This window comes from Hahella sp. CR1 (assembly GCF_029813005.1).
Classification (GTDB): Bacteria; Pseudomonadota; Gammaproteobacteria; order Pseudomonadales; family Oleiphilaceae; genus Hahella.
In genome coordinates this window covers 511,188-524,896 of the sequence record NZ_JAPELK010000004.1, presented here as the reverse complement: position 1 = coordinate 524,896, position 13,709 = coordinate 511,188, and the positions used below count along the sequence as shown (strand labels likewise).

Here is a 13,709-nt window from a genome sequence, read left to right as displayed (position 1 = left end):
GTCAGGTAGCCGGTTGCTACGCATCCGAGCGGCTCTTACGAAGGAAACGGCCCGGCTGGTATAGACGCAATAGGGGGAAGTTATGCCTCAGATAATTAATACCAACATCGCCTCGATCAACGCGCAGCGAAATCTTAATAATTCGCAGTCGGCCAACCAGACCGCTCTGGCGCGCCTGTCATCGGGTCTTCGTATCAACAGCGCGCGGGACGACGCCGCCGGCTTGGCGATATCCACCCGCTTTACCTCCCAGGTACGAGGATTAAGCGTCGCTATCCGCAACGCCGGCGACGCCGTGTCGCTGTCGCAAACAGCGGAAGGCGCGCTTGGCGCGATGAGCGAAAACCTCCTGCGTATTCGCGACCTGGCGCTGCAATCCGCCAACGCCACCAACAGCGGGCTGGATCGCAAAGCGCTGAATGAAGAGGTCAACCAGCTGCTTCAAGAGATCAAGCGGGTATCGGAGCAAACCAACTTCAACGGCACCAAATTGTTGGACGGCACCTTCACTGACGTGACCTTCCAAATCGGCGCCAACGAAGGGGAATCGGTCACTTTCGGTATTGAAGGCGCTACGGTGGACAAACTGGGAGCGGCGGAAACCGACGGCATATCCTCGGAACCGGAAGCCGCGGCTCTCGCTGCCGGCGACCTGGTGATCAACGGCATCGCCATTGGCGCATCCACTGGCGTTGACGATGCGTTCTCCAGCGCCAACCAGGACCAGAGCGCCATCGCCAAAGTGGCGGCGATCAACAAACTGACGGAATCCACCGGCGTAGAAGCCGTGATTAACGGCACCTACGTCAGCGGCTCCACCACTTTTATCGCCACCACCCAGTCAGCGTCCGTGACGATAAACGGCGTGGCGATCGCAGTGACCATCTCCTCTAACCTGTCATCGCAGGTCAATCTTGAGAACGTCGCAGCGGCGATCAATGAAAAGTCCGGACAAACCGGCGTCACCGCCTCGTTTGACGGCAACCCGACGGTCGGCATCAGGCTGACGGCGGAGGATGGCCGCAACATTGTCATCCAAAGCACGGCCCTCAACTCCACCGCCTTCGGTTTGCCGCCGTCCGACACGGCCGCCTCCGCCGCCGTTACCTACACGGGCACCTTTACGCTCATATCACGCGACGGCAGCGCCATTGGACTCGACACCACAACCGGTAACATTGGCAACGCGGGTCTTTCTGTAGGCACCTTCAGCGGTAATAACAGCGGCGCCATCAGCGACCAGGTGGACGCCAACCCGTTCGCTGCCGGCGACCTGGTTATCAACGGCGTTCCCATCGGCCCGACGCAAACCAACTTTGACACCTCTTCCAGCACGCAAACGGACTCCAGCGCCATCGCCAAAGCTGTGGCGATCAACAAGGTCAGCGATCAGACCGGCGTTGTGGCGGAGGTAAACGATACGATCCAAAACGCCACGGCGTTGGTCACCGGCAGCGCGCAAAACTTCAACTTCCAGATCAATGGCGTGCAGATCAACATCTCCTACGGCTCCAATGACACCGTGGCGGATGTGCAAAGAACGGTTATCACCGCGATCAACAACAAGTCTGGTCAGACTGGGGTACAAGCGGAAGCCTTCGGCAGCAGTTACAGAATGATCGCCGACGATGGCAGGAACATCCAGATATCCAACGCCTCTACGACCACGTCGTTAATTGGATTGGGCACGGTGGACACTGTCACCGCCAGCACCATCACCCTGCTCTCGGCCGGCGCCATCGAGTTGGATACGCTGACCGGTCAGATAGAAAAGAGCGGGTTCGAAGTCGGCACTTACGGCTCCAACTCCACCGGACAATTGGTGCAAAACATCGATATATCCACGGTGGACGGCGCCATCCTGGCCCTCAGTGCAGTAGACAACGCGTTGAACACCATCAACTTCCAGCGTGCGAATCTCGGCGCGATTCAGAATCGCTTCGAGTCGACCATATCCAACCAGGCGATTGCGTCAGAAAACCTGACCGCCGCCAACTCGCGAATCCGCGATGCGGACTTCGCGGCGGAGACCGCCGAGCTGTCCCGAACCCAGGTATTGCAGTCAGCCGGATTGTCGATTCTGGCCCAGGCTAATGCACAGCCGCAGCAGGTGCTGCAGCTGCTGCAAGGCTAAACAGAGATTGAATTGAGCTAGCAGAGGTAAGAACCATGCAGGCAACAGCGCAAGCAAACGAAAAACTTCAATCCACTCGTGTTGAAGCCGCCCATTTACTGATAGAGGCGAACGAGATATACCGCGCCTCCAATCGTCCAGGCGCGTCGCATCAACAACGCAGTGAGGACAGAGGCGCCGCCAAAACGCTGATAGAGCAAGCGCTGGCGCTGGAGCCAGCGCAGGCCTCGGCGCTGGGCCTGCTGGGTCGAATAGAGCTGGATGAAGGACGGCTTAACGAAGCGCGCCGGTTCTTCAACCAGGCGCTGGCCCAAGACCGCAACGCGCCGCAACTGATCGCCAACCTTGGCTATCTGAATCTGATGGAGAATCAGCCCGCCCAGGCGGAGCAATATTTCCAGCAGGCGCTGCAACAGGATAAAAGCTACGCCGCCGCCTTTCTGGGCATCGCACACTGCCAGGCGGCGATGAGCAATTACGATATTGCCTATATGCACTATCGGCGCTTACTGGAATACGGTCTGGAGTGGCCTACTCTGTACGCCGGCATGATCAAGTGCTGCGCTCATCTGCAGGTTGAAAGACGCTCCGAAACCATTGAGCGCGATCTGTTGGATTTACTGCAGCAAGAAGACCTGCCTCATCAGAATCTGGCTCGCATTACCGCACAGGCGCTGGCGTTGAAATACGACCTGCGCAACCCTGACGTGTGCATCGACATCAACGACGCCGCGCAGGACCCGTTACTGCTCTTGGCGCTGACCAGAACTGTGATGCCAAATGCGGACGTGGAGCAGTTCGTCACGTTGATACGCAAAGCCATCCTTGACGAGACGACAGCCTCTGGCGAATTACGCGAAGGGCTGCAGGAACTGGCCATCGCCATCGGCGTCTACAATGTCGCTACCGGCGGAGCACTCTACGCCGCCGAAGATGAAACCGCTCAAATCAGCGACCTGAACAGAAAGATTCTGCTGTCCTGCACAACGGAAAACAGCGTGACGGATATCGCAGGCGCCCTTATCGTCGCCGCCATGTACGTCACTCTCTTCCCTCAGGCCTACTCGCGCTTTTTGTCGGCTTTCTCCCTGGACGACTGGCCGCAGTCGATGCAACTGCTGATGGAAGCCAGCTTCTACTTACCCATGGAGGATGAAGGCTACAAGCAAGGGTTTCAGGAAAAACAGCTTGAGTTACTGGAAGACGCAGCGGAAGTCGCCATGGCCTGCCCAGTGTGGCGCAACATAGAGTTCTTTAGCGAGCAATCGTTGCGCAAACAATTGGAAAGCGTATTAGGGGCGCGGGCGCAGCAGTTGCCCGAACGCCTATGCGCGATGATTCTCGGCGCCGAGTCGTCACAAAGAGCAGTGGAATTCGCCCGCTACTTTGACGACGTGGACGTTATCGCTGTCGACGAGAATCTGGCGAACCTCGCTTTTGGCGCTCGCAAAGCGGAACAGTATGATCTGGAAAATATCGTATTCTGGCCCTACTCCATCGCCCAGCGTTTTATCGAGGACGGAGCGACGATTCACTTCCTGAAGATTGAGAAATTTCCTTCTCTCAGCGAGGCGGAGTTTAACCTGATCGAAAGCATCAAGAGGATGGTGTGTAAAGGCGGCGTCGTACAGGTTTCAACCGGCGACAGCGAGCTGACCCAGGTGACGGATAAAGCTCAGACGATCATTGAGCACTATCGACTGACCCGACGCTCCAATGATATTCGCCTGCTACGCCGGGCCATTATTGAAAATGCGGACGATCCCTCCTGGGCGCCATTGCTCAGCCACCCGCACTTTTACAACCTGACAGGGTGTCGCAGCACCTGGTTCGCTGGCGAAGATCGCGCGCAGATTCAGTCCGTACTGACGTACCTTAGCAATGAGGTGGACTGGAAACTGGCGCAGGTCAAAGACCGGGACGACAAGGTGCAACCCTCAGGTCCAATATTGAAACAACTGCAGACCGAAGTCTTCGGGGCCGATATCGGCAAAGTGATCGGCCATGATCTCAAGCTGTATTTTGTGAAAAGGTAAAAGCCACTATCGGCGGGCTGCAAGGCCCGCCGTTTTTTTCTTCCCTCTTCCCTCTTCCCTCTTCCCTCTTCCCTCTTCCCTCTTGAGACGCTAACCGCTCACTCCGTTATCAGCCAAACTTGACCCGTCGATTATCCAGTTTATTGGGCGATATCCGGCAGTCAGGAAATTTTCCCACGACCAGACTGTCATCCGGCGTATCGATACCTTGCACGAACGCATCCGCGGCAAAAGTGACGTTAGCGCCAACGCGACAGTTACCAATCAGCTTGGAGCCGGAACAGAACACCGCGCCCTCGCCAATCGTTGGGTAGTCGCCGCGATAGGTGGAGCCAATGGTCACGCCCTGGTACACCGTCAGATAGTCGCTGTAAGAGGCTGAACCCAGCACCGTTCCAAGCGGGTGCACCAACAGGAAGATACGCGGCAGCTCCACGCCATAGAAGGCGTCTACACCATGCAAGGCTTTATTAAGAAGAAACGCCTTTTCCGCCAGCGTCACCTGACTGTCGCGGTAGGCCTGGTTAGCGAGAAAATACAAAAAGGTAGCGTAATGATCGCCGTGAAGATGGTTAAACACGGCCTGATCGTTTTCGACATAGTATTTCAGGCGAATATGGGAGAAGCAGAACTCCAGCCGCTTCAGCGTTTCAGGCAGAGACTGAGACAACGCTGTCTCCACGCTGCGGCCGTCCGGGAAAAAATGATCAAGCTGCTTACTGACATAATGAGCCAGATGCTCAGGGGCTAAAGATAGCTGCATGGTTATTTGATGAGCTTCATGGGGACGCCAGCGTTCAATAAATGCGATCTGGCGCGAATGGGATTGTTGTCGCCAAAGTGAAAGATACTCGCACACACCACCGCATCCGCGTTCGCTTCCTGAAAGGCCGCAGCTAGGTGCGCGAATGTGCCGGCGCCGCCGGCGGCAAGCACGGGCCGATCAGTAACCGCCTTGGCGCACTTGATCATCTCCAGGTCATATCCCTGCATCATGCCGTCGCGATCGACAGCGTTGACGATAAACTCGCCGGCGCCGCGCTGGGTCATGTCGCGAATAAACTCTTCCAGCTCCCGCTCTGTTTTGTGACGACCACAATGAGAGTACAAGCGGTATGCGCCATCTTCCCGTTTCACATCCAGTCCGACGACAATGCATTGGCGGCCAAAGATAGCCGAAGCGTCGTTAATCAACCCCGGATTTTCTATAGCGGCAGTGGTGATAACGACTTTATCCGCGCCGGACTGCACCAGGCGACGCACTTGCTCCACAGAGTTCACTCCGCCGCCGACGCTCAGCGGCATAAAACACTCGGAGGACACCTTATCAATGAGATTCAACAATTGCTCAAAGTCGCTTCCCTGGCGATTGGCGTCCACATCCAGAAACACCAGTTCATCCGCAAACTGAGCGTTGTATATGCGAGCGGCGGAAACCGGATCGCCAGTGTCCCGAAAAGCGGAAAATTGTTTCCCCTTCACCATGCGCCCCTGACTCAACAGCAGCATGGGAATAATGCGCTTTTTCAGCATCGCCCGTCCCATTCACAAAAGTTTTCTAGAATTTTCAAACCGTTATCCTGGCTTTTTTCAGGATGAAACTGCACCCCGACGATATTGTCCCGGCCGACCACGACGGGGAATGACGCGCCGTATTCCGTTTCCGCAATCACGTGGCGGCGATCTTGCGCTGCAAAGTAATAGGAATGCACAAAGTAGAAATCCACATGCTTTTTCACCCCCTGAAAAATCGGGTGTTCCTGATGATGAATCAGCGCATTCCATCCGACATGCGGAACCGGACCATCGACCTCCAGATGACGCACCACACCGGATATCAGATCAAGGCCGGCGTTCACGCCACCCTCTTCGCCTTGCGTCGCCAACAATTGCATGCCAAGACAGACGCCCATCAACGGACGCCCCTGTTGAACGTGGTCATGGATCGCCGCCAGTAAGGCCGCCGACGCCAGATTGGCCATGGCGTTTCCGAAAGCGCCGACACCGGGAATGATCAGGTGCGTCAATTCGGCTAGCTGATCCGGCGCGGCGACGACATGGGCGTCGTACCCCACGGCGTCAATGGCGTTGAGCACCGACTTGATATTGCCCATACCGTAGTTCAATACGCCGATATTCATCCAGGCTCATCCTCGCGGTACCATTTAATGGCGTCCCAGAGCGGTTCGCCGCGGACAGGATGGTCAAAGTCAGGTTCGAAAGGCGGTATGACCATTCCAGACACGATTTCATTAAACTCCTGCTCGGTCAGCCCCACATATCCCAGGAAAATATCCAGAGACTCCGGTCGCCGCCCATCCAGTTCATTCAAGCGTTCAGCTTCCTCCAAAGAAATGCGGCCGCGACGCAGCTTCATGGCGTTTATTTGCGTGATACGACTATAACCACGCTTTAAATACTTGATGTAGTCACGGGTTCCCTGCATAAAACATTCAATTTTCTCGCAAGTGGTGTTCACCGCTATCGGCGCGCTTTCCACCTCGTCTGTCCGCCAGCCCAGCTCTTCCTTGATCACTTTCACGTGCTTCTCATAATCCCAGGGGATAAAGCTTCCCAGGCAAACGGAGGCGTAGCCGATTCGCTTGAGGTCTTTCAGGCTGGGATAAGTGAACGGGGCCAGATCACGGCGGTCGATCGGGTCTTCCGGCGAATTGATCATGCCGTACATGTCGTCCGCGGATATGCCAAGATTGCGGATCATGTTGAATTTCTTCTCATCCTCATACTCGATCTCATCGTTGAGATAATCGTAATACGCAGTGATCTCCGCCTGGGGCTCGCCCCAGATGATCAACGGCACATTGAACTTAACCGCAATCTGCATGGGGTATGAATAAATGCCTGTGTGACAATGCCAGCAAAAGTCGGTCTTGCGACGAAAAGACTCCAGCATCAAACGTTTGACGATCTTCCAGTTGGGCGTGAATTCAATAACGTCCACCCCCAGCTTTTTGAATGTGCGCGTACAGTTTTCTTCAATAGTAGGGCGCATAAAGCCATGATTGAAGCGTACGACCAGTGGTTTGACGCCATACTCCTTGACCAGGTAGTAAAGTTGATAGGTGCTGTCCTTGCCTCCGCTGAACGGCACAATGCAGTCGTAATCGTATTTACCCCGGTATTTTGCAATCAGCTGATCCAGCAACGTCTTGCGCGCGCCCCAATCAATCTGATCCGCCTTGATCTCCCAGGACCGACAGATATTGCACACGCCATTCGCATCAAATTCGATGGTTTCATATGTCTCGGGCAGCAGGCACCGAGTGCATCTCTTCAGCTTTTTCATAGCAGTATTCATAGCAATATTATTCAGTTTAATACTTTTAAGGAGTAGCGGATCTAGAGGCAGAAGCCATCATCCACAATCAGGTTGCCGCCATTGATGTAACGTGAAGCGTCAGACAATAAAAACACCAGCGCGCCGCAGATATCGTCAGGGTCCAACATGCCTTTTTCGCTGCAATATTCCGCATAGGCCTGCAAAAAAGCTTCCGGTTGGCCGTCTGCAATGCCGCCAGGACTGATGGCATTGACCTTTACGCCTGTGCCGCGCAAGTACTTCGCCATGTAACGTGTGAGGTGGATGAGTGCGGATTTAATCGCCGCATACTCCACCGGCATCGTCATCGTCGTCCCCTGATAAATATCGAAGCGGGGAGCCGTCACGCCATAAATGGAGGCGATATTCACAATCGCGCCGCCGCCCTGTGCGACAAAGTGCCTGGCGAACTGTTGTGACGCCAAAAAGTATCCCCCCAGATGCAATGACAGATTGCCGCAAAAATCTTCATATTCCACATCGAAAAAGCTGCGCCCGTATTGCTTATTGCGGGGATAGGCGCTGTTGACCAGGGCGTCGATCGCCCCCATTGCGCGTTCGGTTTCAGCGATGGCCTTCAGGATGCTTTCTTTATCAGTGATGTCGCATTTAACCGCGCACGCCGCCTCTCGGCCAAATTCGCTTTGCAGGCTCTCTGCAAAAGACTCAGCCTGGGATAAATCTATATCCGCCACCGCCACCCTGCCGCCAGCCTGCAGCACTGCGCGACAAAACTTCCCGCCAAGCAGACCGCATCCGCCAGTAATGACGACGACTTTCCCTTCCAATTGCTTCATACATTCGTTCAACTTCTATAACGCCTTATCTATACGACTGACTCTGACTGGCCTCAAGGCACCATTACCTTGGCCTGCCCTTTCAGGACTGGGCCGTGCTGCATATCAATGGATTTTCCTGCGAAACGTTGTTGCGCATATAGTGGCCACAACTCATGCGCCTGAGTCCAATGCACCGGACTGGGCAGCAACAACATCGTCGCGACATATCTGGGAGAGTGCGGGTCCCGTGAGAACACGCCGCGGTGCAGTACATCCCGGGGTCTGAAGACCAGCGCTTCACCAGCTCGCGTACAATGATCGTAGGGCTTGTAAACGATATTGGCGCGGTCGAAATACTCGCCCAGATCCGAGCGACGTTCGTTCAGCGGTGGAAATGAATACCCCTGCTCAGCCAGCTCATAAGTGACGTTGACGTCCAGCGCTTCCGTTCCAGCGCCGCTGATTTCTCCGCCGGTGAAATAAATAATGATCTTTATATGCCCGGTAGGCCCTGCGTCCCGATGCCAGCGATAGGACACATCGTCCTCCACTTGCGTAGGGAAGGTGCGATGAAAACACAGCGAGTGAACCATGTACTCGGACTGGAAGAAATTCACCAGGATGCGGTCCATGTCCACGTTGAGCACCGCTCCATACATCTCCCTTATCCAGTCCGCGTCATTCCGGTAGTCAAATCTAACGGTCTCCACGTGAGGGTCCAGCCAGGCGCTGCGGTCATCATTCTGCAGACGCTGCAGCTGTTGCATAACGCGCTCTACATGCGCCGTATCCAATACCTGCAGGCGATCAAAACCATTGTTGTAAAAAGACGAGTATCCCGGCATGGTCAGAAACCGGGTGAAAGCCTGCTGGCATTCCAGATGATACTGGCGACAACCGGTTCGCAGGTCATAGTGTTCCGACACTTGCCTCATGATTTCAGATGCGGACATAAAGCTTCCCCCTGATATGCGTCAGTCCCAGAATTCGCTCTACTTCAGCCTGAATATCGTCATGATGTCGTAGGTTTTGCCCTCAAACTCTGGGTGGGCGTCCTCCTGAAAAATAACCCGGTCAATGGAGGTCCCGAACAACGCCAGCAACTCATTGGTATGTTTGAACTTGGTGCCCGCAGTGACATGGGGTTTGTTGTTAGCTTTCGACCATTGCTCCCAGTACGCCTCATCCACAATTTCCTGCACCTGGCAGCCAATGGCGATGTGAGCGCCAGGCTTGGCCACCCGCAAAACCTCCTGCGCCGCCTTCTTGTTGTCTTTGCTGTATGCCAGCACCCAGCCAAGGATAATGATGTCGAAAGAGTGATCCGGATAAGGCATGGCGTGCATGTCGCCAGCGTCGATATAGGGAGAAAAGCTAAACAGATCCAGACCACGGATATTATTTTCATTAAAGCCCGAGGATATCAGGCAAAGCAGCTCCGATTCCGAACGCGGCCCCACCGTCAGCACTCGCATTTTCGGCATGTTTCGCGCAATGTAGCCAATCTGGCACAAGGGGGCGATCAAGCGCTCCGGACGATTATGAGTGACGTCATCCGCCAGACAGGACATGTTGTATTCAATGCAGTTATCGATAACGGCGGAGTCGACGTTCGCCGCCCGCTCGATACTCTCGCGATTCACCTGGGCCATGCGGTTGCGGGTCAGTATCATTCGCACTGCCGGCACTTTCAGCAGGTCTACCGGGCTTTGATTGAGGTGAGCGTTAATGTCCGCCAAATCCTGTTGCGACAGCGTCACCGGCGGCAGCTTGGCGGGTTTGGGCGCAGATTGCGGGGTCTGCGTAATAGGTTGAATCTCTACAAAGTCATCGTGTGGATTGTGAGTCGTCATGGCTTCCTCTCTCGCACAGGCTGCTGTTCTTTGCCGGGGTGACGAAAATGTGTCTCGCCCGCCATTTCTTTATAGTGACTGCAATTGGTACGCCATTGTATTTTCGAGCGCCAGCCGTCAGCCCGCGTCGAAAAACGCCGTATATACAATGTTATATAGCTGAGATCAGTTATATTTGCGAAAAACAGGTTTGATGACGGGCCCTTCCAGCAAGTTCTCCCATCCAGATTCCAGCGCTTGCGCATATACCCTCAATGCGTTTTTAACCGCACTCAAGGTCTGCTCCAGTTCTTCTTCGCCATGCTCCCGACTCAAGGCGATCCATGGCATCAGTACGCCTTGCCGGACCATTTCCTGGCTGAATAGCGTGCGTAGCGCCATCGAAGGATTTCCATCGCGATCCAACGTCAGATAACCCGGTGAACAGTCTATGCCTTCCACACGAAAGTAATCCGCCACTCCCGCTTCCGCCGCCAGAGCGTTCATACCGGACTTCAGTTTGGCCCCGTATGACCAGATATGATTAACGACATCGCGCTCCCGCAACATGGCCGCCGTTTTCACAAAAGCCCCCAGGCCGCACATTTCCGCGCCATGGGTCGTGGACAGCAGAAACAAGCGCTCCGCCCCGCTCTTTTCAATAGATCCCAGCTCCATGATATCTCTGCGCCCCGCCACCGCCGCCACCGAAAAGCCGTTGGCCATGGCTTTACCGAATGTGCAAAGGTCCGGCTTGATGCGATATTTATGCTGCGCCCCACGCAGATCCCAACGAAACCCGGTAATCATTTCATCAAGGACAAAAACGACGCCATGACGCGCGCACAGGCGCTGCACATCATGCAGAAAGGTTTCGCCCTCGTGAGTAGCTGACGGCGCAGGATGCTCCGAGGTTGCAGGCTCCATGACGACACAGGCGATTTGTTGCGGATAAGCGGCGAAGAGTTGCTCCAGTGACGCCAAATCGTTGTAGTTAAAGCACTTGGTCTGCTCCACTACATTCTGGGGAATCCCTCGCGTCAAAGGCGTTGAGCCGATAAACCAGTCATCATAGGAAAAAAATGGATGCTGCCCGCAGCGCGCAATCAGATCACGCCCGGTATAGGCGCGCGCCAATTTCACCGCCGCCGACACAGCGGTGGAGCCATTCTTGGTGAACTTGACCATATCTACGGAGTCGATCATGTCCACCAGCAGTTCGGCCGCCTCCAGCTCTATGGTCGACGCCCGTGTGAGATTGTTGCCCGCCCAGATCTGTTCAACGGCGGCCAGACTCACCGCTTCATCCGCATACCCCAGAATCACCGAGCGCAACGCCATGCCGTAATCGAGATAACGCTTATTGTCCGGGTCAAATACATAGGCGCCTTTGCCGGAGGTCAGGATCTGCGGCGCATTGGCGGGAAATTGATCAAAACCTCGGGAGTAGGTATGCGCTCCGCCAGGAATGACACTCAACAATCGGCTTTGATAATCAGACATAGGACCACGCTCAAAGAGTTCACATAGACTTCAATTCTTCTCTGCGTTGCATAACCGCTTCCACGCAGATGAAATCCGTTAAAGTGTCCACGTCCAGGGCTTTCCACTTAGGCACCACGTAAGGCAGTGTTCGATCATGGTAGAAACCGCCTTTCTCACGTAAAGCTTCGACTGTGGAAATGTAGAGGGTTCCGTCAAAGTAATACACGTCGGGAATATCCTGCCGGCGCGGCATGGCGGCGAAGTCTCCGCCTTGGTAAGGCGCCAGCAAACCGCGTTCCTTGATCACCGCACAGTACACTGGGTGATGAACATCGACATCCGCCACCCCGACAATTGCTTGCGCCTCGCGCGACCCGAATAGCATTTCCAACGCCTTATCCACGTCGGTAGCTTCAGTGAGCGGGGACGTCGGCTCAAGCAGCACTAAATAATCGTAGGACTCGCCATGCTGCCGGCACCAATCCAGGGTATGCAGCAACACCGGCGCTGTCGGCGCGCAATCGCCCGCCAGCTCATCGGGTCGCAGGAAAGGAACCTCCGCGCCCTGACTCTTCGCCACCTCAGCAATCTCCGGCGAGTCGGTAGACACCAGCACCCTATCCACATAGCGGGACTGAAGGGCCGCCCTGATTGGCCACCCCACCAAAGGAACGCCGCATAAGGGACGAATATTTTTACCGGGAAGGCCTTTGCTGCCGCCACGGGCGGGAATAATCGCCAGTACGCGTTTACCGTCAATCATGAAGAAGCCTTTCTGCAAATGAAGGTGAAACGGCTCACGCGAAATCCTCCATGTAGTCTTTCTGCGCTTTTTCAAAGTCGTTCATGCGACCAATGTCCAGCCAGTATTCGTGAATGGGGAACATCGCCACATCCTTACGGCGCTCCATCAACTGTTGCAGTAAAGTCGGCATATCCAGGTGCTGCTCAGGTTTGATATCCCGAATCACTTGCGGCTCCAGAACGTATATGCCGGCATTGACGAAATAGGAATGCGTGGGTTTTTCCACAATGCTGGTAATGCGTTGATCTTCCGCTTGTACGACGCCGTAAGGCACCTGGAATTCGTACTCACGCACGCATAATGTGGCGGCCCCTCGCTGCTGCTGGTGAAAACGCAGCAAATGTTCGAAGTTCACACGGGTCAGTATGTCGCCATTCATCACCAATACAGGTAAATCAGGCATGTCGTTCGGCAGCAGCCCCAACGCGCCGCCTGTGCCCAGGGGCGTATTCTCGCGCACATACTGAATATTGACTCCCCATTTAGAGCCATCGCCAAAGTAGTCCATCACCATTTCCGGCTTGTAATACACCGAAATATAGAAATTAGAGAAGCCAGACGAGGCGAAGCTCTCGAGAATATTTTCCAGAATAGGCTTATTGCCGACTTTTAAAAGGGGCTTGGGGCAGTTGTTGGTTAACGGACGCAAGCGCGTTCCCAAGCCACCCGCCATCAGCATAACAGGGTTGTCGTAGCGCGGTTGTTGCGCGATATTCAACAGAGTTTCCAGCCCCACCACCCGGCGCTGACTGTCAACAATAGGGATGTGGAGCAGCTTGCGCCGTTCCATGATGGAGAGAATACGCGCCCGCGAATCATTGATTTCCGCAACTTTGGGCTCGCTTTCCATAATCCGCACGACTGAAGCGGATAAAGGAGTGTGATTGATCAGCGCCCGTCGCACGTCGCCGTCCGTCACTGTCCCCAGCAACCGTTGCTGTTCGTCAACGACCAACGCAATGCGCAAAGTGGCTTTTTCTATGACCTCTATCGCCTGTTCGATACTTGCTTGCGGCTGGATCAATACCTGACGCCAATCGGCACACATACTTCTACCCTCCAAACCAGTCGGATAAATCCCGCTGGACCAACCCGATTACATATATGGCAACACAGCAATCTTCGTTCCAGTCCTCCCGCCTTTGATATGCGCCCCGTTCAACGCATGGAGCGGAGAGGCGAAGGAGAGTGAATTGGCGACGCGTTGCATAATTGTTAATCGGCTTTTCTCCTTTATTCTTTAGAGGCGGTTACGCTTTCGCCACAGTCCGTTACAAAGGCGACACAAGGCGGAAGCG

The 13,709-nt window shown here is 54.9% G+C and carries 12 protein-coding genes; 2 read left to right on the top strand and 10 right to left on the bottom strand.

Annotation, left to right across the window (positions count from 1 at the left end):
• Positions 1-82 precede the first annotated feature (82 nt).
• The gene (locus ONV78_RS13020; RefSeq protein ID WP_216737820.1) at positions 83-2,134 is read left to right on the top strand and encodes a flagellin; all 2,052 of its coding nucleotides are present in this window, start codon (positions 83-85) and stop codon (positions 2,132-2,134) included.
• A gap of 35 nt (positions 2,135-2,169) precedes the next feature.
• Positions 2,170-4,170, top strand: a complete 2,001-nt coding sequence (locus tag ONV78_RS13015; protein ID WP_279503615.1) for a tetratricopeptide repeat protein — start codon at positions 2,170-2,172, stop codon at positions 4,168-4,170.
• A gap of 109 nt (positions 4,171-4,279) precedes the next feature.
• Here the strand turns inward: ONV78_RS13015 and ONV78_RS13010 are convergent, their stop codons facing one another.
• The 10 genes from ONV78_RS13010 to ONV78_RS12965 form a co-directional block, all read right to left on the bottom strand.
• Entirely contained in the window at positions 4,280-4,933 is a 654-nt protein-coding gene (locus tag ONV78_RS13010) for a serine acetyltransferase (protein WP_279503614.1), read from the bottom strand.
• Positions 4,934-4,935: 2 nt separating this feature from the next.
• The gene (gene wbuZ / locus ONV78_RS13005; RefSeq protein WP_279503612.1) at positions 4,936-5,703 is read right to left on the bottom strand and encodes a glycosyl amidation-associated protein WbuZ; all 768 of its coding nucleotides are present in this window, start codon (positions 5,701-5,703) and stop codon (positions 4,936-4,938) included.
• Positions 5,697-6,311, bottom strand: a complete 615-nt coding sequence (gene hisH / locus ONV78_RS13000) for an imidazole glycerol phosphate synthase subunit HisH (RefSeq protein WP_279503610.1) — start codon at positions 6,309-6,311, stop codon at positions 5,697-5,699. Before hisH ends, wbuZ begins: the two co-directional genes overlap by 7 nt.
• A complete protein-coding gene (locus ONV78_RS12995) occupies positions 6,308-7,477 on the bottom strand; it encodes an N-acetyl sugar amidotransferase (RefSeq protein WP_253938434.1) in 1,170 nt (389 codons plus the stop codon). The genes hisH and ONV78_RS12995 overlap by 4 nt, the downstream gene beginning before the upstream one ends.
• A gap of 53 nt (positions 7,478-7,530) precedes the next feature.
• Complete coding sequence (locus ONV78_RS12990; RefSeq protein WP_279503608.1) at positions 7,531-8,307, bottom strand: oxidoreductase; 777 nt, start codon at positions 8,305-8,307, stop codon at positions 7,531-7,533.
• Between the two features lie 53 nt (positions 8,308-8,360).
• Positions 8,361-9,242, bottom strand: a complete 882-nt coding sequence (locus tag ONV78_RS12985) for a hypothetical protein (RefSeq protein WP_279503606.1) — start codon at positions 9,240-9,242, stop codon at positions 8,361-8,363.
• A gap of 39 nt (positions 9,243-9,281) precedes the next feature.
• The gene (locus ONV78_RS12980; protein ID WP_011398589.1) at positions 9,282-10,142 is read right to left on the bottom strand and encodes a class I SAM-dependent methyltransferase; all 861 of its coding nucleotides are present in this window, start codon (positions 10,140-10,142) and stop codon (positions 9,282-9,284) included.
• A gap of 165 nt (positions 10,143-10,307) precedes the next feature.
• Complete coding sequence (locus ONV78_RS12975; protein WP_279503604.1) at positions 10,308-11,624, bottom strand: glutamate-1-semialdehyde 2,1-aminomutase; 1,317 nt, start codon at positions 11,622-11,624, stop codon at positions 10,308-10,310.
• A 19-nt stretch (positions 11,625-11,643) separates the two neighbouring features.
• On the bottom strand, positions 11,644-12,369 hold the full coding sequence (locus ONV78_RS12970) for an acylneuraminate cytidylyltransferase family protein (protein ID WP_279503601.1): 726 nt from the start codon (positions 12,367-12,369) through the stop codon (positions 11,644-11,646).
• 34 nt (positions 12,370-12,403) lie between these two features.
• Positions 12,404-13,459: a nucleotidyltransferase family protein gene (locus ONV78_RS12965; RefSeq protein WP_216737831.1), complete on the bottom strand. Its 1,056-nt coding sequence runs from the start codon at positions 13,457-13,459 to the stop codon at positions 12,404-12,406.
• Positions 13,460-13,709: the final 250 nt, after the last annotated feature.

Bases quoted from the DNA above. Each gene is read 5' to 3' on its own strand.
- ONV78_RS13020 (WP_216737820.1), top strand. From the start codon at position 83: ATGCCTCAGATAATTAATACCAACATCGCCTCGATCAACGCGCAGCGA.
- ONV78_RS13015 (WP_279503615.1), top strand. From the start codon at position 2,170: ATGCAGGCAACAGCGCAAGCAAACGAAAAACTTCAATCCACTCGTGTT.
- ONV78_RS13010 (WP_279503614.1), bottom strand. From the start codon at position 4,933: ATGCAGCTATCTTTAGCCCCTGAGCATCTGGCTCATTATGTCAGTAAG.
- wbuZ (WP_279503612.1), bottom strand. From the start codon at position 5,703: ATGCTGAAAAAGCGCATTATTCCCATGCTGCTGTTGAGTCAGGGGCGC.
- hisH (WP_279503610.1), bottom strand. From the start codon at position 6,311: ATGAATATCGGCGTATTGAACTACGGTATGGGCAATATCAAGTCGGTG.
- ONV78_RS12995 (WP_253938434.1), bottom strand. From the start codon at position 7,477: ATGAAAAAGCTGAAGAGATGCACTCGGTGCCTGCTGCCCGAGACATAT.
- ONV78_RS12990 (WP_279503608.1), bottom strand. From the start codon at position 8,307: ATGAAGCAATTGGAAGGGAAAGTCGTCGTCATTACTGGCGGATGCGGT.
- ONV78_RS12985 (WP_279503606.1), bottom strand. From the start codon at position 9,242: ATGTCCGCATCTGAAATCATGAGGCAAGTGTCGGAACACTATGACCTG.
- ONV78_RS12980 (WP_011398589.1), bottom strand. From the start codon at position 10,142: ATGACGACTCACAATCCACACGATGACTTTGTAGAGATTCAACCTATT.
- ONV78_RS12975 (WP_279503604.1), bottom strand. From the start codon at position 11,624: ATGTCTGATTATCAAAGCCGATTGTTGAGTGTCATTCCTGGCGGAGCG.
- ONV78_RS12970 (WP_279503601.1), bottom strand. From the start codon at position 12,369: ATGATTGACGGTAAACGCGTACTGGCGATTATTCCCGCCCGTGGCGGC.
- ONV78_RS12965 (WP_216737831.1), bottom strand. From the start codon at position 13,459: ATGTGTGCCGATTGGCGTCAGGTATTGATCCAGCCGCAAGCAAGTATC.